The organism is Psychrobacillus antarcticus, from assembly GCF_029533155.1.
Taxonomy (GTDB): domain Bacteria; phylum Bacillota; class Bacilli; order Bacillales_A; family Planococcaceae; genus Psychrobacillus; species Psychrobacillus antarcticus.
This window is the reverse complement of record NZ_JAIZDB010000020.1, coordinates 136,850-159,994: the sequence shown is the minus strand read 5'-3', so window position 1 is coordinate 159,994 and position 23,145 is coordinate 136,850. Positions and strand designations below refer to the sequence as shown.

Below are 23,145 nucleotides of genomic sequence, written 5' to 3'. Positions count from 1 at the left end.
CATTACGCAAGTAAGTAAGATCCCTCAAAGACGATGAGGTAGATAGGTTCGGGGTGGAAGCGTGGCGACACGTGCAGCTGACGAATACTAATCGATCGAGGACTTAACCAAATTTGTTTAACGTAACAATGTCGTTTATCCAGTTTTGAGTGAACAAGCACTCATTTATATGAGGGTTTCAAGATACAAGCAGTGCTAGGAAACAAGTGAGAGAAGGAAGGAGCGTACTAAAGTACGTGACTGACTGAACGAATGAAGTTGACAACGCAATGCGCCGTATATTGGAAGCCGAATAAGTCTAGTGACGATGGCGAAGAGGCCACACCCGTTCCCATACCGAACACGGAAGTTAAGCTCTTCAGCGCCGATGGTAGTTGGGGGTTTCCCCCTGTGAGAGTAGGACGTCGCTAGGCACAAAAAAAAGTCGTTACCGAATTATCGGTAACGACTTTTTTTATATTTTGTTGGCTAAGTCTTACAAGCCCTGGTGTGTCTCTCTCAAGACAAAAAGCGTAGTTAAGTTTAATAACTTGCCTAATTTATTTAGGTGACGTTAAGGAAAGTAGTTTCTTGTAGATGTTGCTTCAAGATCCATTAAGAAAACTTTAAAGCTTCTTTAACTTTTTGGAATATGGAAGCTTTTTTAAATGGATATAAATGGGGAGCCTTTTAAGCGACTCCAATTCCTGCTGTTCATTGTACTTTTTTTCGATTTCTTTAAGACGCGTTATTTCATCTGGGGAATAAGAGGAGAGACCATTTTGCCCAGCATCTTTAAATTTTTTGATCCATGTCGTGATTGAATTGACACTCACATTCAATTCTTCTGCTACTACTTTGCGTCCTCGTCCATTTTGAAGGACTTCTTGTACTGCGTACATCTTTTGTTCTTGTGTTGTTTGTGTATATCGTTTCCTAAATTGTCCATGCATAGACTGATCCCCCTATTTAGAAATTGAAATTTGTACCTAACACTCAGAGAACAAGTGCTATAACTTTTTTGCATTTCAACACTTCACTCAATTAGTGTATTGTACTATCTTTTATGTTATTTGTCATCGATATCATTGAAGATTTTATTTAACAGATAATAATAATTTTCCGAGCAATATAAAAAGAGAACGAGCGAAGTGAAGTAAATCTAATTTTTTGTGGAAATAGAGTTAAATAGTAGCTATGTTCTAATAGAGAAGACGGGGGAGACCGAAATTGTATTTCCGGGAGCTTTCAGTATAAATAACAAAGCATCTTTTCTCTAGTTATCCAATGGTAATAATGTAGCAAAGTCTGTACAAAGCACTCCAGAAATAGTGAAAAACAGGTTTTCTCTTTTTAAGAGAACTTAAATTATTTGCTTTTAAACAAGATCTATAAGGCGCATAAGCTTTTCTTTTAGTTATAAGCTTGAATTCCTTGAAATTGCGATGCTATATGCGATAATGAGGGACAATATAAAACATATTAGGAGTTGATTGGATGGATTCTTCTGGAATCTTAATGATTGTCATTATTTTTTCTATAAACATTGTTTACGTTACTTTCTTTACCTTGCGAATGATTCTTACATTAAAGGGATACCGCTATATTGCTGCACTATTAAGTATGGTAGAAGTGGTAATTTATATAGTAGGGCTAGGTCTAGTTTTAGATAATTTAGATGAGATTCAGAATTTAGTTGCTTATGCACTAGGGTACGGTACTGGAGTTATTATCGGAACGAAAATTGAAGAAAAAATGGCACTTGGGTATATTATGGTTAATGCCATCTCTACTGATACGAATTTAAACTTACCAGTATTATTAAGAGATGAAGGGTATGGAGTTACGGATTGGCATGCAAATGGTAGACAAGGAGAGAGACAAGCTCTTCAAATATTAACACCTCGAAAATACGAGTTAAAACTGTATGCGAGACTGAAAGATCTTGATCCAAAAGTTTTCATAATAGCGTATGAACCTAAGTCGATTCACGGCGGATTCTGGGTAAAATCTATTAAGAAAGGAAAATTATTTAAATGAAGAAAGAGTCAAAATGGTTTGAAGTTGGAGAGAAGGAAAGTATTACTGAATGTATAGAAAGAATGACTAAAGATGGTTTCCAAGTTGCTGGACGGAGAGAGGAACCGCTTTTTGCAGAGGTTGACGGTCAACCTGTCCCAGTTAGACAATTAATTATGTTAAAAGGAATTAAAGAATGATAATAGTGAAAATAGACCCTAAAACCGAACGATAAAGTTTTCTGAAAATTAATCGTTCGTATTTAAGCGTTGACGTTCTCCTTATAAGTTGTTAAAATAACAATAGAAATAGATGATTATATCCCCATATATGCTAAAGGATTGGCTTTAGCGTCTCTACCAAGTCACCGTAATGACTGGACTATGAGGGAAAGCGACTTATGGATAATGCAAAAGGATGTGTAGTTGATGTTATTTTCGACACAATCTGAGCAATTATATTCCCTAAGTAAACTGCTTTTCTTGCATAGAGAGAGTAGTTTATTTAGGGATTTTTTTACACTTACTGCAAAAACACCTTAGGTTAATCCATTAAGCTCGATGTAATCGCCTGAGTTTTAGTTTCGATGCCGAGGTGAATTTAACAGAAGGGACGATAACAATGAATGCAAAAATTGGTGTGATTATGGGTAGCTCTAGTGATTGGGAAACAATGAAATATAGTTGTGAGATTCTGGAGGAGCTTCAAATACCTTATGAAAAACGAGTAGTATCTGCACACCGCACACCAGATTTGATGTTTGAGTATGCAGAGGAAGCAAGGTCACGAGGAATACAGGTGATTATTGCAGGAGCTGGAGGCGCAGCACATTTACCAGGAATGGTTGCAGCTAAAACAACACTGCCAGTTATTGGAGTGCCAGTTCAATCTAAAGCTCTAAACGGATTAGATTCCTTATTATCGATTGTTCAAATGCCAGGTGGAGTACCGGTGGCAACTGTTGCCATAGGAAAGGCTGGGGCAACAAATGCAGGATTACTTGCTGCTCAAATTCTTTCTATTCAAGATCTTGAGTTAGCAGCGCGTCTTGAACAGCGTAGAGAAGATACCAAAAACAAAGTATTTGAAAGCAATGGTGAACTGCAATGACTAAAGTAATTTATCCAGGACAGACGATAGGGATTATTGGTGGTGGGCAGCTTGGTCGAATGATGGCACTTGCTGCGAAGGAAGCAGGGTTTAAGGTAGCGGTATTAGACCCTACGATAGATTCCCCTTGTGGACAGGTTTCCGATATACAAATTGTTGCCTCGTATAATGACGAAGCAGCATTAGAGGAGTTAGCAGAAGTTAGTGATGTTATAACTTATGAGTTTGAAAATATTGATTATGCTGGGTTAAAGAGATTATCAGAAATTGCTTATGTTCCTCAAGGGGCAGAATTAGTAAGAATTACGCAAGATCGCATTCTTGAAAAAGCAGAAATTCAATCAGCGGGAGTACCTGTTGCGAAATTTGTCGAAGCTAGTACGTATGAAGAGTTAGAGCAGAGAATTGATAAAGTAGGCTTTCCATGTGTAGTCAAAACCTCTCGCGGAGGATATGACGGTAAAGGGCAGCAAATAATTCATTCAAAAGAGCAACTATCTTTTGCAAAATCATTGTTTACGCATTCTGCTTGTATCGCAGAAGCTTTTGTTCCATTTACGAAAGAAATATCTGTCATTGTACAACGTAATGGAGATGGGCAAACGTACTGCTTACCGATTGGTGAAAATATTCATGTAAATCATATTTTGCATGAGACAATTGTGCCAGCACGTATAGAAGAATCCCTTTCTTCCATAGCAATAGAGTCTGCAAAAAAAATTGCTAACCATTTAAATTTAGTAGGCACACTTGCGGTTGAAATGTTTGTATTAGAGAACAATGAACTATTAATAAATGAATTAGCACCAAGACCACATAACTCTGGTCACTACTCGATTGAAACTTGTAATATCTCTCAATTTCATCAGCATGTGAGAGCTATTTGTGGCTGGCCACTAAGAGAACCAAAGCTTTGGACAGAAACAGTCATGGTGAATATATTAGGTCAACATGTAATTCCTGTAACGAATAGCCTTTCTAAATATCCAAACTGGTCCGTTCATTTGTACGGGAAAAGCGAAGCGAAAGAGAATAGAAAGATGGGACATGTAACAATCCTATCAACCAATATTGAACAGACTTTAACCGAAATAGAAAGCTCTAAAATTTGGGTGTAAACTAGGAGGAAATTAAATGATTGAACGTTATACTCGACCCGAAATGGGAGCAATTTGGACAGAACAAAATAAATACAATGCATGGTTAGAAGTAGAAATCCTAGCATGTGAGGCATGGGCTGAAATTGGAGATATTCCAAAAGAAGATACCCTGTTACTACGTAAAAATGCTTCCTTCGATGTAGATCGTATATTAGAAATCGAAAAAGAAACGAGACATGACGTAGTGGCGTTCACTCGTGCCGTTTCAGAAACATTAGGAGAAGAGCGCAAATGGGTGCATTACGGTCTTACTTCTACGGATGTAGTAGATACAGCTCTTTCTTATATCATTAAACAAGCAAATGTTGTGTTGCGTAAGGATATTGAAAACTTTATAGAAATCTTAGAAAACAAAGCGAAAGAGCATAAATACACAGTAATGATGGGACGTACCCATGGTGTTCATGCAGAGCCAACTACATTCGGTTTAAAGCTTGCTCTATGGACGCAAGAAATGAAACGTAACCTGGAACGATTTGAGGCTGCTGCCAAAGTAATTGAAACAGGTAAAATGTCAGGTGCAGTTGGTACGTATGCAAATATTGATCCATTTGTAGAACAATATGTATGTGAAAAATTAGGATTAGCCGCATCACCAATTTCCACTCAAACATTACAACGTGATCGTCATGCGCAATACTTAAGTGTTATCGCATTAGTCGCTAGTTCTATAGAGAAATTTGCTACCGAAATTCGTGGCCTTCAAAAATCAGAAACACGCGAAGTAGAAGAGTTCTTCTCTAAAGGACAAAAAGGTTCTTCTGCAATGCCACATAAACGTAATCCAATTGGATCTGAAAATATGGTTGGGCTATCAAGACTTATCCGTGGGTACATGATGACTGCATATGAAAACGTAGCATTATGGCATGAAAGAGATATTTCTCACTCATCGGCAGAACGTGTTATTTTACCAGATGCAACGATCGCACTTAATTATATGTTGAATCGCTTTGGTAATATCGTCAAAAACTTAACAGTATTCCCTGAGAATATGAAACGCAATATGGATTCAACTCTTGGCTTAATCTACTCTCAACGTGTGTTACTTGCATTAATCGACAAAGGTTTAGCTCGTGAAACAGCATATGACACAGTACAACCTCTTGCGATGCAAGCGTGGAAAGCACAAACTGCTTTCCGGACTTTTGTGGATGCGGATGAGCAAGTTACTTCTTTATTATCAAAAGAAGAGCTAGATGATTGCTTTGACTATAATTATCATATACAACATGTAGATATGATTTTTGAACGTTTAGGACTTAACTAAACTTTAGATTGTATGGGGGAATTGAAAGTGGAAAAAGGTCGTCTATTATACGAAGGTAAAGCAAAACAATTATTCGAAACAGAAGATGAAAGTATTCTGTTTGTATCGTATAAGGACAGTGCTACAGCATTTAACGGTGAGAAAAAAGAAAATATTGATGGAAAAGGCATTTTAAACAATAAAATCACGACCATCCTTTTCGAACAGTTAAAAAGTAAAGGAATTGAATCTCACTTTGTAGAACAGATCTCAGACAATGAGCAGCTTGTTCGGAAAGTAGATATCATTCCGCTTGAAGTAGTAGTTCGTAATATTGCTGCTGGTAGTTTATCTAAGAGGTTAGGAATGGAAGAGGGAACACCTTTAAAGCACACCATCGTGGAGTTTTATTATAAGGACGATGAACTCGGCGATCCAATACTCACAAATGCCCATCTAGAATTACTAGCTCTCGCTACACCAGAGGAAATAGATACACTTCAATCCAAAGCACTGGAAATCAATCAAGTGCTTCAACCCATCTTCAAAGAAATTGGCGTTACCTTGGTCGATATAAAATTAGAGTTTGGAAAAACAGCAACCGGAGAAATCTTGCTTGCAGATGAAATTTCTCCTGATACGTGTAGATTATGGGACGACAAAACAAATGACAAACTAGACAAAGATGTGTTTAGACGTAATTTAGGAAGCTTAACGGAAGTTTATGAAATAATACTATCCCGCCTAGGAGGATTATCCAAATGAAAAAAGTTAAAGTATATGTGACGTTACGTGAAAGTGTTTTAGATCCACAAGGTTCTGCAGTAATGGGAGCTCTTCATTCGATGGAATACAACGAAGTGAAAGATGTCCGTATTGGGAAATTTTTAGAGCTTCAAATTGAAGAGGGAACTAGTGATATAGATACAGTAGTAAAAGAAATGTGTGAAAAACTTCTAACTAATACAGTAATCGAAGACTATCGTTTTGAAGTTGAGGAGGCTGTAAGCAAATGAAGTTTGCAGTAATCGTATTTCCTGGTTCTAACTGTGATATAGATATGTATCACGCGATCAAAGATGAGCTTGGGGAAGAAGTAGAATACGTTTGGCACGATGAGAAGGACTTAAGCGGATTTGATGGTATTTTATTACCTGGTGGATTCTCGTATGGTGATTACTTACGCTGTGGAGCTATGGCAAAACAATCTAACATTATGTCCGAAGTAGTGAAAGCTGCTGAAGCTGGTAAACCAGTTCTTGGTATTTGTAACGGATTCCAAGTGTTAACAGAAGCTGGATTATTACCGGGCGCATTACTACGCAATAAAAACTTAAAATTTATGTGCCGTACCGTGGCATTAAAAGTTGTAAATAACGAAACACAGTTTACTGCTGGATATGAAAAAGACGAAGTAATACAAATTCCAATTGCACATGGTGAAGGAAACTATTATTGCGACGAAGAAACGCTTGCGAGTTTAAAAGAAAACAACCAAATCGTATTTAAATATGCTTCAGAAAACCCTAATGGAAGCATCGAAGACATTGCTGGGATTGTTAATGTTAAAGGAAATGTCCTTGGTATGATGCCTCATCCAGAGCGCGCAGTACATGAACTAATCGGCGGCTCAAATGGACTAGCGTTATTCAAATCAATAGTGAAACAGTGGAGGGAAACCCATGTCAGTAATGCTTGAACCAAATCCAACTCAAATTAAAGAACAAAAAATATATGCTCAAATGGGAATGTCCGATTCAGAGTTTGAAATGGTAGAGAACATTCTTGGCCGTCTACCGAACTATACAGAAACAGGCTTATTTTCAGTCATGTGGTCTGAGCATTGTTCGTATAAAAACTCTAAACCTGTCTTAAGTAAATTCCCTACAAAAGGAAAGCATGTATTACAGGGGCCAGGTGAAGGTGCGGGAATCGTAGATATAGGCGATGGTCAAGCAGTTGTATTTAAGATGGAATCACATAATCATCCATCTGCTATTGAACCTTATCAAGGAGCAGCAACTGGCGTAGGCGGTATTATCCGTGATGTGTTCTCGATGGGAGCTCGTCCTATTGCCTTACTAAATTCACTTCGTTTTGGAGAACTAACAACTCCGCGTGTGAAATACTTATTTGAAGAGGTAGTAGCTGGGATTGCTGGCTATGGTAACTGTATCGGAATTCCAACAGTAGGCGGAGAGATTCAATTTGACGACTGCTACGAAGGAAATCCCCTTGTTAATGCAATGTGTGTAGGCTTGATTAACCACGAGGATATTCAAAAAGGGATAGCAGCTGGTGAAGGTAACACAGTTATGTATGCGGGAGCAAAAACTGGACGTGACGGTATTCATGGTGCAACTTTCGCATCGGAAGAATTAACAGAAGCTTCAGAAGAAAAACGCCCTGCAGTTCAAGTAGGAGATCCTTTCATGGAGAAACTTCTATTGGAAGCTTGTTTAGAAGTGATTAAATCAGATGCTTTAATCGGTATTCAAGATATGGGTGCAGCGGGATTAACTTCATCATCCGCTGAGATGGCGTCCAAAGCTGGCTTCGGTGTTGAAATGAACTTAGACTTTGTGCCACAGCGTGAAACTGGAATGACTGCTTATGAAATGATGCTTTCTGAATCACAGGAACGTATGCTAATCGTTGTGAAAAAAGGTCGTGAGGATGAGATTGTAAAAGTCTTTGAAAAATATGATTTAGATTGCGTAGCGGTTGGTAAAGTTACGACTGATAAAATGCTTCGCTTAATCCATAACGGTGAGGTAGTAGCGAATGTTCCTGCAGATGCACTTGCAGAAGAAGCACCAGTTTACTACAAACCTTCCTCTGTACCTGCTTACTATACAGAATTCCAAGCGATGGAAAATGTAGAACCTGCAGTTTCGGATTATCAGGAGACTTTATTAAGCTTGCTTCAGCAACCAACAATTGCGTCGAAAGAATGGGTTTATGACCAATACGATTATCAAGTACGTACAAGCACAGTGGTAACTCCTGGTTCAGACGCTGCGGTAGTTCGAGTTCGTGGGACGAATAAAGGATTAGCGATGACAACAGATTGTAATTCTCGTTATATCTATTTAGATCCAGTAGTTGGCGGTAAGATTGCAGTAGCTGAGGCTGCCCGTAATATAGTTTGTTCAGGTGCAAAACCACTTGCTATTACAGACTGCTTAAACTTTGGTAACCCAGAGAACCCAGAAATTTTCTGGCAACTAGAGCAATCTGCAGACGGTATTTCAGCGGCTTGTATAGCATTAGAATCACCAGTAATTGGTGGTAACGTTTCGTTATATAACGAGCGTAGTGGAACTGCGGTTTACCCAACACCAACAATTGGTATGGTTGGACTTGTAGAAGACCTTGCGCATGTAACAACACAATCAGTGAAACAAGCTGGAGATATTATATATATAATTGGAGAAACAAAAACTGAATTTGGTGGCTCTGAGCTACAAAAATTAGTTGAAAAGCGTATTTTTGGACAAGCACCATCTATTGATCTTGAAGTAGAAGCAGCTCGTCAAAAAGCTCTCTTAACAGCAATCACATCAAGTGTTGTCCAGTCTGCACATGATATCTCAGAGGGTGGATTTGCAGTAGCACTAGCAGAAAAAGCATTCGGTGCAACTGGTCTTGGAGTAGATGTAACTATTACTGGATCTGCAACGAGTGCGTTATTCAGTGAATCTCAATCACGCTTTATCGTAACGGTTAAAGCTGAAAATGCAGCTAAGTTTGAAAGTATTGTAACAGACGCAGTTCAAATTGGTGCAGTAACAAATACAAATAATGTAATAATTACTAACGAAGACGGAACTACTTGGATTAACGGTTCTGTTGACGAATTCCGTTCCGCTTGGAAAGGGGCAATACCATGCTTGCTGAAGTCAGAGGCTTAAACGAAGAATGTGGTGTATTCGGGATTTGGGGACATCCAAATCCTGCTGCCCTGAGTTATTATGGGCTACATGCACTACAGCATCGAGGGCAAGAAGGTGCTGGAATTGTTGTAACGGATGGAAAAGGCTTCCGAGCTGTAAAAGGTGAAGGATTAGTAAACGATGTCTTTAGTGACGGGAAATTAGAGAAATTGGAAGGTAATGCCGCAATTGCGCATGTTCGTTATGCAACTGCAGGTGGATCGGGAATTGAAAATGTTCAACCATTGTTGTTCAATTCAACGACTGGAAGCCTGGCGATTGCTCATAACGGAAACATCGTCAATGCAACGCGTTTAAAACGTAATTTAGAGCAACAAGGTAGCATCTTTCAAACAACTTCAGATACAGAAGTACTCGCTCATCTAATCAAAAAAAGTAAACTAGCTACATTTGAAGAGCGTGCTAAACAAGCACTACAATTACTAGAAGGTGCATTTGCTGTTTGTATTTTGACGGATCACGTAATGTTAGTTGCACAAGACCCACAAGGGATGCGTCCCCTTTCTTTGGGACAGTTGGATGGTGCTTGGGTTGTTGCTTCTGAAACAAATGCTTTCGATATTATCGGAGCAGAATTCGTTCGTTCGATTGAACCAGGTGAATTATTAATTATAAATAATGATGGTTGTCGTTCGGAACGTTATGTAGAGAAAAAAGATCGTGCTATTTGCACAATGGAATATGTCTACTTTTCACGTCCAGATTCAGATATTGATGGCATTAATATTCATATGGCAAGAAAACGCCTTGGAAAACAGCTTGCGAAAGAAATACAAATTGAAGCAGATGTAGTAACAGGTGTACCAGACTCTAGTATTTCAGCGGCGATTGGTTTTTCAGAAGCTACTGGTATTCCATACGAGTTAGGCTTGATAAAAAATCGTTATGTGGGAAGAACTTTTATTCAACCTTCACAAGATCTACGTGAACGTGGAGTGAAAATGAAGCTTTCTCCAGTTCGTCAAGTGGTAAAAGGTAAACGTGTAATTATGGTGGATGATTCCATTGTTAGAGGAACAACTTCTCGTCGCATTGTAGGAATGTTGAAGGAAGCTGGAGCAACAGAGGTTCATGTTGTCATTAGTTCTCCACCTTTAAAAAATCCATGTTTTTACGGGATTGATATAAGCTCAGATTCAGAGCTAATCGCAGCTAATAATACAATTGATGAAATGCGTGAACTGATCGGAGCAGATTCGTTAACATTCTTATCGGTCGAAGGAATGGTAGAGGCAATTGGAAGATCAGATGCAGAAAAAAACTGTGGACATTGTTTAGCTTGTTTTACAGGTGAATATCCAACTGATATTTTCCCTGATACGAAATTACCACATGAAAAAGAGCTTGCTCGATAGGAGGATTTTACATGTCAAAAGCATATGAAAAAGCAGGCGTGAATATTGAAGCTGGATATGAAGCCGTACAAAGAATGAAATCACACGTCGAGCGTACAGCTAGAAAAGGCATCATGGGTACTTTCGGTGGTTTCGGAGGAATGTTCGATTTATCTTCATTGAATTATAAGGAACCTGTTTTGATATCTGGAACTGATGGTGTTGGAACAAAATTGAAGCTTGCATTTATGACAGACTCACACGATACAATTGGTGTGGACTGTGTCGCAATGTGTGTCAATGATATTGTTGCACAAGGAGCAGAGCCTTTATTTTTCTTAGATTACGTAGCAGTTGGTAAAGCTGTACCTGAGAGAATAGAACAAATCGTTAAAGGTGTTGCGGACGGCTGTGTGCAATCCGGAGCAGCATTAATTGGCGGAGAAACGGCGGAAATGCCTGGCCTTTACGAGGAAGATGAGTATGATCTTGCTGGATTTGCAGTTGGCGCTTGTGAAAAATCAAAAATCGTAACAGGTGAAAATATTGCTGATGGTGATGTGCTAGTAGGTATTGCTTCTAGCGGTGTTCACTCAAATGGGTATTCACTAGTACGTAAAATAGTTTTTGAAGAGCAAGGATACTCTCCAAGTGATGTGGTGGAAGGGTATGAAGCGTTAGGTGAAATTGGGAAAGCCCTTTTAACGCCTACGAAAATTTATGCGAAGCCAGTAATGGAAATGCACCAAGAGCTTTCTATTCACGGGATGGCACATGTAACCGGTGGAGGCTTTTATGAAAATCTACCACGTATGATGCCAGATGGTTTGGCTGCTGAAATTGAACTTGGTTCATGGGAAGTACTGCCTGTATTCAATATGTTAAAGGAAAAAGGCGAGCTAGCGGACCGTGATTTATATAATGTATTTAATATGGGCATTGGCTTTGTACTTGCACTTTCTGCAGAAGAAGCGGAAAAAGCAATTGCGATTGCGGAAGCTCATGGAGAAAAAGCAGTTACAATTGGTCGTGTGGTGAAAGGTGAAGGTGTTATCTTCAACGGAACACATGACGGGAGCTTAGTGTAATGACCGGAATAACGAAATTTGCTGTGTTTGCATCGGGGAGTGGAACGAACTTCCAAGCAATTTATGATGCAGTACAGGAAGGGAATCTTGTTGGAGAAGCAGTGCTAGTAGTTTCCGATAAGCCTGATGCCTTAGTAGTTGAGCGTGCCAAGAAAGCGGGCATTGAAACACTTGCTATGAAGCCGACTGGTTTTCCTTCCAAGGCTGAATATGAACAAGCAATTTTAGAAAAGTTGAATGAGCTAGATGTAGAATGGATTGTTCTTGCTGGATATATGCGATTGATCGGAGATGTTTTATTAGCAGCATTTCCAAATCGAATTATCAATATCCACCCATCATTGCTACCTGCATTTCCTGGGAAAAATGCCATTGGACAAGCAATGGAGCACGGTGTGAAGGTAACCGGAGTGACGGTTCACTATGTGGACGCAGGAATGGACACTGGTCCTATCATAGCTCAGCAAGCAGTAGGGGTAGTAGAAGGCAATAGAGAGCAAACGGAAGATCGTATCCATGCAGTGGAGCATTCGTTGTATACAACGGCGTTACAGCAGTTATTTAGCCGATAATTTGGAGGCTTACTTGCGCTGGGACGGTGTTTACTTACGGTTACTTTAGCTATACTTGCTTAACTTTATCAGATACTTGCGCTTACTGTTCATTTACTGGCTGTCAGGTGGGATTTACTTGCGAAACGGGAAATATATCCATTTCCTTGCTGTGTAGTTGCCTTGCTAGTCGGTAAGGTAGCGTATATTCAGCTATTGCGGATGCTTTGAAGTTTGAATTCTCAGTATTATTTCTCTAAACAACAATGAACACAACTAGAACGACCAATTTAAGGAGGAATTATGGTGTCAAAACGTGCGTTAATTAGTCTTTCAGATAAATCAGGCATTCTCGAGTTTGCAAAAGAGTTGGAACTACTTGGCTATGAAATTTTATCAACTGGTGGGACAAAAGCATTTTTAGAACAAAATGGCGTGGCTATTACATCAGTAGACCAAGTGACAAACTTTCCAGAAATTTTGGATGGTCGAGTAAAAACGTTAAATCCAATGATACATGGTGGATTATTAGCTAAGCATGACGACCCTTCTCATCAAGCGCAATTAGAAGAACATCAAATAACTCCTATTCAAGTGGTTTGTGTAAACCTGTATCCTTTCCGTGACACTATTTCAAAGCCTGATGTGGCATTTGAAGATGCTATCGAGAATATTGATATCGGTGGTCCATCGATGCTTCGTTCTGCAGCGAAAAATCATCAGTACGTAACAGTTGTTACAGATGCATCTGACTATGATGAAGTGCTTGCTCAGTTAAAAGAAACTGGTGAGACGACACTTGAAACACGACGTAAACTTGCTGCAAAAGTATTCCGTCACACAGCTGCTTACGACGCGTTAATCGCAGGTTATATGACTGACTTAACTGGAGAAGAGTTCCCAGAATTATTAACACTTACATATGAACGTAAGCAATCTTTACGTTATGGTGAAAATCCACATCAACAAGCAGCATTTTACAAACGACCACTTGGATCTGATTTCTCCATTGCCTCTGCAACTCAATTACATGGTAAAGAGCTTTCCTATAACAATATCCAAGATGCTAATGCCGCTATTCAAATCGCAAAAGAATTCAAGCTTCCTGCTGCAGTAGCTGTAAAACATATGAACCCTTGTGGTGTTGGGACTGGTGAAACAATCTCAACAGCTTTCAACAAAGCTTATGAAGCAGATTCAACGTCTATTTTCGGAGGAATCGTTGCATTAAATCGTGAAGTAGATGCAGCAACTGCAAAAGTATTAGCTGGTATTTTCTTAGAAATTATCATAGCTCCTTCATTCTCCGAAGAGGCAATTGCTATGCTAACAGCGAAGAAAAATATTCGCCTACTTACTATTTCTTATGAGCAAACGAAAAAGGATGCTTGGAACACAGTATCTGTAGAAGGTGGATTACTAGTACAATCTCCTGATACATTCGGATTAAAAGAAGCAGAAGTGAAAGTCGTTACAGACAGAGAGCCAACTGCTGAAGAGTGGAAAGCATTAGAGCTTGGTTGGAGCGTAGTAAAGCATGTAAAATCCAATGCAATCGTAGTGGCAACTGAAGACATGACTATTGGTGTTGGAGCAGGACAGATGAACCGCGTAGGCTCAGCTAAAATTGCTTTAGAGCAAGCGGGACAACGTGCAAAAGGAGCGGGACTTGCTTCAGATGCATTCTTCCCAATGAACGATACGGTAGAGATAGCTGCAAAAGCAGGTATTACAGCTATTATTCAAACAGGTGGATCAGTGAAAGACCAGGATTCGATCGACAAAGCAAATGAGTATGGCATTGCAATGGTATTCACTGGCGTACGTCATTTCAAACACTAAGGAGGAATATCTAGATGAATATTCTCGTAATTGGTAGTGGCGGCCGTGAGCATGCGATCGCTAAGCAATTCATGGATTCTCCATCCGTAGAAAATGTATTTGTAGCTCCAGGTAATGACGGTATGTCAAAGGATGTTCAGATTGTTTCTATTGATGCAATGGCTTTTGAGGAACTGGCAACCTTCGCAAAGGAAAATAAAATCGATTTAACATTTGTTGGTCCAGAGCAACCTCTTGCAGCTGGTATTGTGGATCATTTCGAAGCAGAGGGGTTACGCATATTTGGGCCAACAAAAGCTGCTGCTCAGATTGAAGGCAGTAAAGCATTTGCAAAAGAAATTATGGATAAATATAATATTCCTACTGCAGCTTATGAAACATTTACAGAAGTAGATAAAGCAAAAGCATATATCGAAAAGCTAGGAGCTCCAATTGTAGTGAAAGCAGATGGACTTGCAGCAGGTAAAGGTGTCGTAGTTGCCATGACTGTGGATGAAGCAAACCAGGCTGTAGAAGACATGATTGGCAATCAATTATACGGAGAATCCTCCTCTCGTGTAGTTATTGAGGAGTATTTAGACGGAGAAGAGTTTTCCTTTATGTCATTCGTACATAAAGGTCAAATTTATCCAATGGTCATTGCGCAGGATCATAAGCGTGCCTATGATGGCGATAAAGGACCGAATACAGGCGGAATGGGTGCCTATTCACCGGTTCCACAAATTTCCTCGGGCATTGTTGATATAGCCTATGAAATGGTTGTAGTTCCAACCGTGAAAGCAATGACAGCAGAAGGAATTTCCTTTACTGGTATTCTTTACGCAGGTCTTATTTTGACGAATGATGGACCGAAAGTAATCGAATTCAACGCACGTTTTGGGGACCCAGAGACGCAAGTAGTACTGCCACGAATGACGAGTGACTTTGGAAAGTTCATGGTAGCTTTAATGGATGAAAAACCCTTTGAATTATCTTGGTCAGAAAAAGCAATGCTAGGTGTTGTAATCGCCTCTGCAGGCTATCCGGTAGATGTGAAAAAAGGTGCTAAGCTACCAGAACTAAGTTCATTAACCGATTCTGGTATGCATGTTTTTCACGCTGGTACAAAAGCAGTTGGGGAAGACTTTATCGCAAATGGTGGGCGTGTCATCCTGGTGACAGCAAGCGAGTCTTCTTTAAAGGAAGCACAGCAGAAAGTATACGCAGGTCTTTCTAAGATAGAATGGGATGGCCTATTCTATCGAAAAGATATTGGCTGGCGTACATTTCAATAATGGATGTAGGGGCAAGAAAAACGAACTGTTTTTCTTGCTCTTTTTTTTAAAAAATATTTAAAAATACAGCATGAACACTGAGTTTACAGAACTTTAAAGATAGATTAATGCTACTGATTTTCGTTTCAGGTGGGGTACAAAGGCTAAGAGCACCACTTCTTAAAAGGAAGGCAATCTAAGTTCGCCGCGTCCTGCGGCAACGATTGCATAACCCACCTCCTGTGGGCCTCAACGCCTTCGTGACCAACATCCTGTTGGCCTTCGCGGGGTGAGCGATGAGCTATCACCACAGCACACGCGTCGCTGTGATATCTCATCTGTTTCACTCATCCCGCAGAAGTCGCCACCCTTCACTTCAATCAATTAAGTGAGTAGTACTGTACTTAAAGATTTAGCATAGCCTCTCGCTCAGACGATAATAGTAATCAAAGTTAATATAGGGATAAAACAGTCTGATGAATTAGAGATATTATGCTATAACGTAGAATGTAGAAAGTGGATTTTCTTTGATATGAGTCCCTATCAGCCTTACATATTTTAAGATGAAACATCTATTTTGTATATTTAAGTGGTTTTATAGCCAATTATCCGCTCATATAAAGTGGAATTAATTGATAGGAGCACAGAGCGGCGACTCCAGTGGAAACAGCGCGAGCTGAAGACCCTGGACTGAGCGTAAGCGAGGGAAGCGGCTGAAGCCGTGCCCACGGAACGCGTCCGCTCGGAGCGGAAATCAATTTCTTATCTACCTTATTCTTTTTAGAAGACCGGGCGTTTTTTTGCCTGGTTTTTCTTATATAGCGTTAGAGATCGATGGTCGAGAAATTTTGAAGAGTAGTTGAAAGAATAGGTGGAGATGAGTTTGCGGTTATCTTCAGCGATACTTATTTTAAGATGAAACATGTATATTTAAGTGGTGTTATATCGAATTATCCGCTCATATAAAGTGGATCTAATTGATTGGAGCGCAGAGTGGCGACTCCAGTGGGGACAGCGCGAGCTGAAGACCCTGGACAGAGCGTAAGCGAGGGAAGCGGCTGAAGCCGTGCCCACGGAAAGCGTCCACTCGGAGCGGAAATCAATGGCATATCTATGTTTCTATTTTTAGAGGACCGGGCGTTTTTCTTTTCTTTTCTTTTATTTTTTGAGTTCCGTGCTTCAATTACCTAATTACTTTGTAAAATTTTGCTAAAATTAGAATTCAATACTTTGCTTTACTAAAGTACTATGCTAAAATTATTTTAATGAGTAAACAAAAAGAAAGGAGAATGGATGGAATGCAATATCCGATTTGGAAAATTGAAGAAATAAGGCATCAAATTGATGTGGTCAATGGAACACAATCACCGGACATTGTGATTACTAATGCAACATTTCTGCATAGTCATTTAAAGAAATGGATTACAGGGAACATCTGGATCGTGAAAGATCGAATTGTTTATACAGGAACTGAGATGCCATTAGTTTCCGGCCAAACAGAGGTATATGATGCAACGGGCCAAAAAATTGTACCCGGTTATATTGAACCTCATGTACATCCATTCCAGCTTTACAATCCACAAACATTCGCAGATTATGCTGCTCAATTAGGAACGACTACATTTATCGCAGATAACTTAACATTATTTTTGATGCTTAAAAATAAGAAAGCGTTTTCAATAATGGACGAACTAAAAGAAATGCCATTCGCTTTTTATTGGTGGGCACGTTTTGATTCCCAAACGGAGTTAGAAAATGAAGAAGAGTTATTTACTTCTAAAACAATTGGAGAATGGATTAATCGTCCTGATGTTATTATGGGTGGAGAGCTAACTGGCTGGCCGCGTTTGCTATCTGGTGATGATCAAATGCTTTACTGGATGCAGCAAGCCAAGACAAATGGTATGAAAATTGAAGGACATTTTCCTGGAGCTTCTGAGCGAACGCTTGCGAAGATGCGTCTACTCGGAGCAGATGGAGATCATGAAGCGATGACCATTGAAGAAGTAGAACGACGAGTTCTTCATGGGTATGCGGTAACACTCCGTCATTCATCAATACGTCCAGATTTACCCCAACTACTAAAGGATATAATAGAAAAAGATCTTCAGATTTTTGATCATTTAATGATGACAACCGATGGTGCCACTCCTTCATTTTATGAGGATGGAGTAATGGATAAATGTATCCAAGTAGCACTAGATGCAGGTGTAAAACCAATTGATGCCTATTTGATGGCATCCTTTAATGCGGCGAAATACTATAATTTATCTAATTTACATGGAGTGATTGCAACGGGACGTTTTGCCAATCTTAACTTCTTAAAGGATGAGTTAAGTCCTGTCCCATTAAGTGTGTTATCCAAAGGAGTTTGGTTGAAAAAAGAGCAACAAAAGACAAGAGCATTAGATCCAATTGACTGGTCATCTTTGCCAGATTTAAACTTGTCATTTGGTGTTTCGGAAGATGATTTTCAGTTCTCGATACCATTTGGAATAGAAATGGTAAATGATGTTATTACAAAACCATACTCAATTAGTCTTGATACGACTGATATAGAGCTGTCTAAAGATCATGATGAAAGTTTTCTATTGCTGATAGATCGCAAAGGGAAGTGGAAAGTTTCTACCCTTATCAAAGGGTTTGCAACTTCTCTAATGGGCTTCGCCTCTTCATATTCCAATACAGGAGATATCATACTAATTGGGAAGAATAAAAAAAGTATGCAGCAAGCCTTCCACGAAGTCCAAAAAATGAATGGTGGAATTGTTATTATAGAGGATGAAAAAATCATTTGTTCTCTTGAACTTCCAATAGGCGGGGTACTTTCAAATAAGCCAGTAGAAGAATTAATAGAAGAGGAGCTAGTATTAAAAAGAGAACTAGCTTCTAGAGGATTTAAGCATGGGGATGCTATTTACACATTATTATTTCTTCAAGCGACACATTTACCTTACGTAAGGGTAACGCAAAGAGGAATTTTTGATGTAATGAAAAAACAAGTATTGTTTCCAGCATTAATGAGGTAGGGGGACGTAAGCTGTGTTCAAACGATGGGGGATTTTATTGGCCGCTAGTGTACTTCTTGTAGCTTGTTCCGAAAAAGAGAAAGGACAAGAAGAAGTAGATCCAGTGGAAGAGATAATAGAAGAAGTTGTGGAAGAAGTAGAAGTGCCAGAAGCTGAAGCAGCAGTACTTCCGTTTATGGCACCTTTCACTGGTGTAGGCTCAGAAAAAGAATTGACTCAAAGACCTGTATTAGTCACTATAAATAATCATCCGCTCGCACGTCCACAGTCGGGGATCGCAAAAGCGGATATCATTTACGAAATGTTAGCAGAAGGCAGTGTAACCAGATTCTTAGCAGTGTATCAAAGTGAGATTCCAGATAAACTTGGACCTGTTAGAAGTGCTAGAGACTACTTTGTAGACATTGCCAAAGGACTGGATGCATTTTATATTGCCCATGGATATAGTCCAGATGCTCAAAAAATGCTGAATTCCAGAGTAGTTGATAATATAAATGGAATGCAATATGATGGCATATTATTTGATCGAGCAAATGAAAGAAAAGCTCCGCATAATTCCTATATTTCAAAAGATAATGTTTTAGCAGGTGCAGAAAAAGTAGGGGCATCGATGGAAATTAGGAAAATACCAAAGTTCTCTTTCGTAGATTCAATTGAAGGGATAAAAATTGGTAATCCAGCATCCAATTTTTCTATTCAATACGGCTCGGGCTCCTCGTTTGAAAATGAGTATACATATATTTCTGAGGAAGGGGTATATGAAAGAGAGACTGGTGGAGTTTTAACAATTGATAAAGAGACAGACGAAGCTATTAAAATTGCAAATATAATATGTATGGAAATGCCACATAAAGTTATTGATAGTTCTGGTCGACTTCAGTTATCTTTAAATGATGGAGGCAGAGCATATATATTTCAAGCAGGCATTATGAAGGAAATCGAGTGGGAAAATATTGATGGTATTCTAATGCCAATGGAAAATGGTGTTCCTGCTCAACTAGTACCAGGACAAACTTGGATTAGTTTTATACCAACAAATCCTGGATTAGAGCGAATGGTTACTTATTTACCTTAAAAAACTAGAGACGTATGTGGGACAAGTGAAAATGAACATACGATTAGCATAGCTAAATTTAAAAAGGGGAGGATGACTGCAATGCAAATTGAAAAAATAAAAGGCAATCAAACGGAACAACTATTTAAAGCAGTATTAGAATTAAAAAATATGGAAGAATGCTATCGATTTTTTGATGATCTATGTACGATAAGTGAAATTCAATCTTTAGCACAACGTTTCGAGGTAGCTCATCTATTACGCTTGAAGAAAACGTATGAAGCTATTAAAAAAGAAACTGGGGCAAGTACTGCAACAATTTCACGTGTAAGACGTGCCTACGACTATGGTAACGGTACTTACGATGAAATGTTAGGGCGCCTATATCCAGAAGAAAACTCGGCAGCAACTATTAAAGAGTAGAAAGAAAAATAGAAGTTTTTAAAATATGTAAGAACATGTACTGAACAGCGATGTCTGTTCAGTTTTTTTGTTATAATGGGATGAATGTTATGTTAACTAATTAAGTGTAGGTGAAAAAAGTGGAATATAAAGATTGGCGACATATATTTAAGTTAGATCCAGCAAAACCTATAGATGCAGAATCTCTTGAAAAGATATGCGAATCTGGTACAGATGCTATTATCGTCGGCGGATCAGATAATGTAACACTCGACAATGTGATAGATTTGCTAATGCGTATTAGAAGGTATGCAGTTCCTGTAGCGTTAGAAGTATCTACAATTGAATCTATTACGCCTGGTTTCGATTATTATTTTATACCAAGCGTGTTAAATAGCTCCGAAACGAAATGGGTAAAGGATTTACATCATGCTGCTACTAAGGAATTTGGAGAGTTTATGAATTGGGATGAAATTATTCCAGAGGGGTATTGTATTTTAAATCCCGATTGTAAAGCTGCAAAACTGACGAATGCAGTGAATCCGGCAAGTCAAGATGATATCATAGCATATGCGGAAATGGTGGAGCATTTATTTAAATTTCCGGTCTTCTACATGGAATATAGCGGAATGTATGGAGATGTTCAAACGGTGAAAAAAGTGAAGAACCGTTTAATAAACACAAAGCTATTTTATGGCGGAGGTATTCAAACGGAGGAGCAGGCAAGACAAATGGCTACCTATGCGGATACAATCATTGTGGGAAATCATATATATGCCAACTTGGCAGAAGCATTAAAAACAGTTGAAGCTGTAAAGACATTGAGTAAACAATAGATTTACGATATGATTGGAGAACAAATGTTCTTGAAAGGAAGTGCACTATGGAAATCATCGCGAAAAACTTATTGAATGGCATGAATAAAGAACAAGAAGAAGCCGTGAAGACAACAGAAGGTCCACTTCTTATTATGGCTGGTGCAGGATCAGGGAAAACGCGTGTACTTACGCATCGAATTGCCTATTTAATCGTGGAGAAAGAAGTATATCCATCGAAAATTTTAGCAATAACCTTTACGAATAAAGCGGCAAGAGAAATGAGAGATCGTATAGATGGCTTATTGGGACCAGGAACTGGGGAAAGAATGTGGGTATCTACATTTCACTCCATGTGCGTTCGTATTTTAAGAAGAGATATTGATCGAATTGGATATACAAAAAACTTTTCGATACTAGATACAAGTGACCAATTAACGGTTATTAAAAATGTCCTAAAAGAACAGAATATCGATTCCAAACAATATGACCCTCGATCGATGTTAAATGCCATCAGTGGTGCCAAAAATATTTGTATAGATTCGGATATGTATCGTGCACAGATGAATGAGATGAATCCGTTTGAGAAGACAGTTGCAAATGTTTATCAAAGCTACCAAAAAAAATTGAGAAAGAACCAGTCCCTCGATTTTGATGATTTAATCATGCTGGCATTGACATTACTGAAACGAGTTCCTGATGTGCTTGAATTTTACCAAAATAAATTCCAGTATATCCATGTGGATGAATATCAAGATACGAACAAAGCACAATACGAATTGGTACAGTTGCTTGCTAAAAAGTTCAAAAATATTTGTGTTGTTGGTGATTCGGATCAATCAATTTATCGCTGGCGGGGAGCAGATATTCAGAATATCCTATCGTTTGAAAAAGATTATCCAAATGCAAAAGCAATTATGCTGGAGCAAAATTATCGATCTTCCCAACGAATCCTACAGGCAGCAAATAACGTCATAGGTAATAACACGAGTAGATATCCAAAGGTATTACGAACAGAGAACCTAGAAGGAGAAAAAATCGAGTTTTTCCGTGCGACGAACGAGTATCAAGAAGCACAATACGTCGTTCAAAAAATGCAAGAGTTAATGGAAGTAGAAAATCGTACATTAAATGATTTTGCTGTTTTGTATCGAACGAATGCCCAGTCACGTGTGATGGAGGAAGTACTCGTTAAATCGAATATGGCCTATACAATCGTTGGCGGCACAAAGTTCTATGACCGCAAAGAGATTAAAGACTTACTTGCTTACTTACGTTTAATAGCAAATAACGATGATGATTTATCACTTGCTCGAATTATTAATGAACCTAAACGAAATATTGGAGCGACGTCTTTTGAACGGATGGCACTCTATGCACTGGACCAGGACCGCTCGATTTTAGATGCATTAAGTGAAGTCGACTTCATGGGTATACCAGCTCGTGCTGTAAACTCGGTTATTCAATTCCAAGCGCTCATCAATAACTTGACTCAAATGCAGGAATTTTTGTCTGTTACGGAAATTGTCGAGCAAGTGCTTGATAAAACAGGCTACCGTACGATGCTTAAAAATGAAAAGACAATTGAAGCAGAAAGTCGCTTAGAAAATATTGAAGAGTTTCTATCTGTAACGAAAGCATTTGAGAAACAGAGTGAGGACAAGACGTTAGTGGCATTTTTAACTGATTTGGCACTTATCTCCGATATAGATAAATTGGATGAAGAAGAGGATATATCTAAAGGGAATGTTATTTTAATGACGATGCATGCCGCAAAAGGCTTGGAATTCCCAGTGGTATTTATCATTGGGATGGAAGAAAACATATTCCCACATTCACGTTCCCTTGGTGATGATGATGAAATGGAAGAGGAAAGACGCCTTGCCTACGTGGGAATCACACGAGCAGAAGAAAGGCTTGTGATTACTTGTGCGCAGTCTCGAACAATTTTTGGACGTGGCAGTTTTAATAGCCCTTCTCGTTTCATCAAAGAAATTTCAGATGATATTATTGATGTCGTTGGTTTTACTAAAGACATTGGCAAAAACCCAGAAAGACATGCAAAAGCTATTGGTAATACTCGTAAAGTAGTAGTTACTCGTCCAGCATATAACGAGTCTGGTGGGGAAAAAATGGGTTGGCAAGTAGGAAACAAAGCGGCTCATAAAAAGTGGGGCGAAGGTATGGTTGTCAGTGTTCGTGGCGAAGGTGAGAATACCGAGCTAGATATTGCATTCCCTGCTCCTACGGGTATTAAGCGTCTCCTTGCAAAATTTGCCCCAATCGAAAAAGTATAATCACAGG

Annotated in this window: 20 protein-coding genes, 2 rRNA genes and 1 riboswitch; of the genes, 21 read left to right on the top strand and 1 reads right to left on the bottom strand. The window is 39.0% G+C overall.

Features of this window, described 5'->3' with window-relative positions; all coding sequences use genetic code 11:
* Together LDK52_RS12920 and rrf are read left to right on the top strand one after the other, a co-directional pair.
* Positions 1–111 (top strand): 23S ribosomal RNA (locus LDK52_RS12920); the annotation flags it as partial.
* 186 nt (positions 112–297) lie between these two features.
* Positions 298–413: ribosomal RNA gene (gene rrf / locus LDK52_RS12915) — 5S ribosomal RNA — on the top strand.
* Positions 414–605: 192 nt separating this feature from the next.
* On the opposite strand, the gene LDK52_RS12910 is transcribed toward rrf, so the two are convergent.
* Positions 606–932 (bottom strand): transposase, encoded by a 327-nt coding sequence (locus LDK52_RS12910; RefSeq protein ID WP_277586362.1) that lies wholly within the window; start codon positions 930–932, stop codon positions 606–608.
* Positions 933–1,476: 544 nt separating this feature from the next.
* Here LDK52_RS12910 and LDK52_RS12905 point away from each other — a divergent pair.
* The 19 genes from LDK52_RS12905 (at position 1,477) to pcrA (ending at position 23,138) form a co-directional block, all read left to right on the top strand.
* On the top strand, positions 1,477–2,019 hold the full coding sequence (locus LDK52_RS12905) for a DUF2179 domain-containing protein (protein WP_277586361.1): 543 nt from the start codon (positions 1,477–1,479) through the stop codon (positions 2,017–2,019).
* Positions 2,016–2,198 carry an NETI motif-containing protein gene (locus tag LDK52_RS12900; protein WP_277586360.1) on the top strand — a complete coding sequence of 61 codons (183 nt, stop codon included), beginning with the start codon at positions 2,016–2,018 and terminating at the stop codon, positions 2,196–2,198. Before LDK52_RS12905 ends, LDK52_RS12900 begins: the two co-directional genes overlap by 4 nt.
* Before the next feature lie 104 nt (positions 2,199–2,302).
* A riboswitch (purine riboswitch) is annotated at positions 2,303–2,402 on the top strand.
* Between the two features lie 217 nt (positions 2,403–2,619).
* Positions 2,620–3,108: a 5-(carboxyamino)imidazole ribonucleotide mutase gene (gene purE / locus LDK52_RS12895; RefSeq protein ID WP_277586359.1), complete on the top strand. Its 489-nt coding sequence runs from the start codon at positions 2,620–2,622 to the stop codon at positions 3,106–3,108.
* Positions 3,105–4,226: a 5-(carboxyamino)imidazole ribonucleotide synthase gene (purK, locus tag LDK52_RS12890; RefSeq protein ID WP_277586358.1), complete on the top strand. Its 1,122-nt coding sequence runs from the start codon at positions 3,105–3,107 to the stop codon at positions 4,224–4,226. Before purE ends, purK begins: the two co-directional genes overlap by 4 nt.
* Positions 4,227–4,242: 16 nt before the next feature.
* The gene (gene purB / locus LDK52_RS12885) at positions 4,243–5,538 is read left to right on the top strand and encodes an adenylosuccinate lyase (RefSeq protein ID WP_277586357.1); all 1,296 of its coding nucleotides are present in this window, start codon (positions 4,243–4,245) and stop codon (positions 5,536–5,538) included.
* Positions 5,539–5,565: 27 nt separating this feature from the next.
* Positions 5,566–6,282, top strand: coding sequence for a phosphoribosylaminoimidazolesuccinocarboxamide synthase (gene purC, locus LDK52_RS12880; RefSeq protein WP_277586356.1), 717 nt, complete (start codon positions 5,566–5,568; stop codon positions 6,280–6,282).
* A complete protein-coding gene (purS, locus tag LDK52_RS12875; protein ID WP_277586355.1) occupies positions 6,279–6,533 on the top strand; it encodes a phosphoribosylformylglycinamidine synthase subunit PurS in 255 nt (84 codons plus the stop codon). The genes purC and purS overlap by 4 nt, the downstream gene beginning before the upstream one ends.
* The gene (gene purQ / locus LDK52_RS12870; protein ID WP_277586354.1) at positions 6,530–7,216 is read left to right on the top strand and encodes a phosphoribosylformylglycinamidine synthase subunit PurQ; all 687 of its coding nucleotides are present in this window, start codon (positions 6,530–6,532) and stop codon (positions 7,214–7,216) included. The genes purS and purQ overlap by 4 nt, the downstream gene beginning before the upstream one ends.
* The gene (gene purL / locus LDK52_RS12865) at positions 7,200–9,431 is read left to right on the top strand and encodes a phosphoribosylformylglycinamidine synthase subunit PurL (RefSeq protein WP_277586353.1); all 2,232 of its coding nucleotides are present in this window, start codon (positions 7,200–7,202) and stop codon (positions 9,429–9,431) included. Before purQ ends, purL begins: the two co-directional genes overlap by 17 nt.
* Positions 9,407–10,828 (top strand): amidophosphoribosyltransferase, encoded by a 1,422-nt coding sequence (gene purF / locus LDK52_RS12860; RefSeq protein WP_277586352.1) that lies wholly within the window; start codon positions 9,407–9,409, stop codon positions 10,826–10,828. The genes purL and purF overlap by 25 nt, the downstream gene beginning before the upstream one ends.
* Before the next feature lie 11 nt (positions 10,829–10,839).
* Positions 10,840–11,895 carry a phosphoribosylformylglycinamidine cyclo-ligase gene (gene purM, locus LDK52_RS12855; protein ID WP_277586351.1) on the top strand — a complete coding sequence of 352 codons (1,056 nt, stop codon included), beginning with the start codon at positions 10,840–10,842 and terminating at the stop codon, positions 11,893–11,895.
* Positions 11,895–12,467 carry a phosphoribosylglycinamide formyltransferase gene (gene purN / locus LDK52_RS12850; RefSeq protein WP_277586350.1) on the top strand — a complete coding sequence of 191 codons (573 nt, stop codon included), beginning with the start codon at positions 11,895–11,897 and terminating at the stop codon, positions 12,465–12,467. The genes purM and purN overlap by 1 nt, the downstream gene beginning before the upstream one ends.
* A gap of 285 nt (positions 12,468–12,752) precedes the next feature.
* Positions 12,753–14,288 (top strand): bifunctional phosphoribosylaminoimidazolecarboxamide formyltransferase/IMP cyclohydrolase, encoded by a 1,536-nt coding sequence (purH, locus tag LDK52_RS12845; RefSeq protein ID WP_277586349.1) that lies wholly within the window; start codon positions 12,753–12,755, stop codon positions 14,286–14,288.
* Between the two features lie 14 nt (positions 14,289–14,302).
* Positions 14,303–15,562 carry a phosphoribosylamine--glycine ligase gene (gene purD, locus LDK52_RS12840; protein WP_277586348.1) on the top strand — a complete coding sequence of 420 codons (1,260 nt, stop codon included), beginning with the start codon at positions 14,303–14,305 and terminating at the stop codon, positions 15,560–15,562.
* Between the two features lie 1,277 nt (positions 15,563–16,839).
* Positions 16,840–18,570 (top strand): adenine deaminase C-terminal domain-containing protein, encoded by a 1,731-nt coding sequence (locus LDK52_RS12835; RefSeq protein WP_277586347.1) that lies wholly within the window; start codon positions 16,840–16,842, stop codon positions 18,568–18,570.
* 13 nt (positions 18,571–18,583) lie between these two features.
* Positions 18,584–19,645, top strand: coding sequence for a DUF3048 domain-containing protein (locus LDK52_RS12830; RefSeq protein ID WP_277586346.1), 1,062 nt, complete (start codon positions 18,584–18,586; stop codon positions 19,643–19,645).
* 81 nt (positions 19,646–19,726) lie between these two features.
* The gene (locus LDK52_RS12825) at positions 19,727–20,047 is read left to right on the top strand and encodes a YerC/YecD family TrpR-related protein (protein WP_277586345.1); all 321 of its coding nucleotides are present in this window, start codon (positions 19,727–19,729) and stop codon (positions 20,045–20,047) included.
* 119 nt (positions 20,048–20,166) lie between these two features.
* Positions 20,167–20,862: a heptaprenylglyceryl phosphate synthase gene (gene pcrB, locus LDK52_RS12820; protein WP_277586344.1), complete on the top strand. Its 696-nt coding sequence runs from the start codon at positions 20,167–20,169 to the stop codon at positions 20,860–20,862.
* Positions 20,863–20,909: 47 nt separating this feature from the next.
* Positions 20,910–23,138, top strand: a complete 2,229-nt coding sequence (pcrA, locus tag LDK52_RS12815) for a DNA helicase PcrA (protein ID WP_277586343.1) — start codon at positions 20,910–20,912, stop codon at positions 23,136–23,138.
* Positions 23,139–23,145 lie beyond the last annotated feature (7 nt).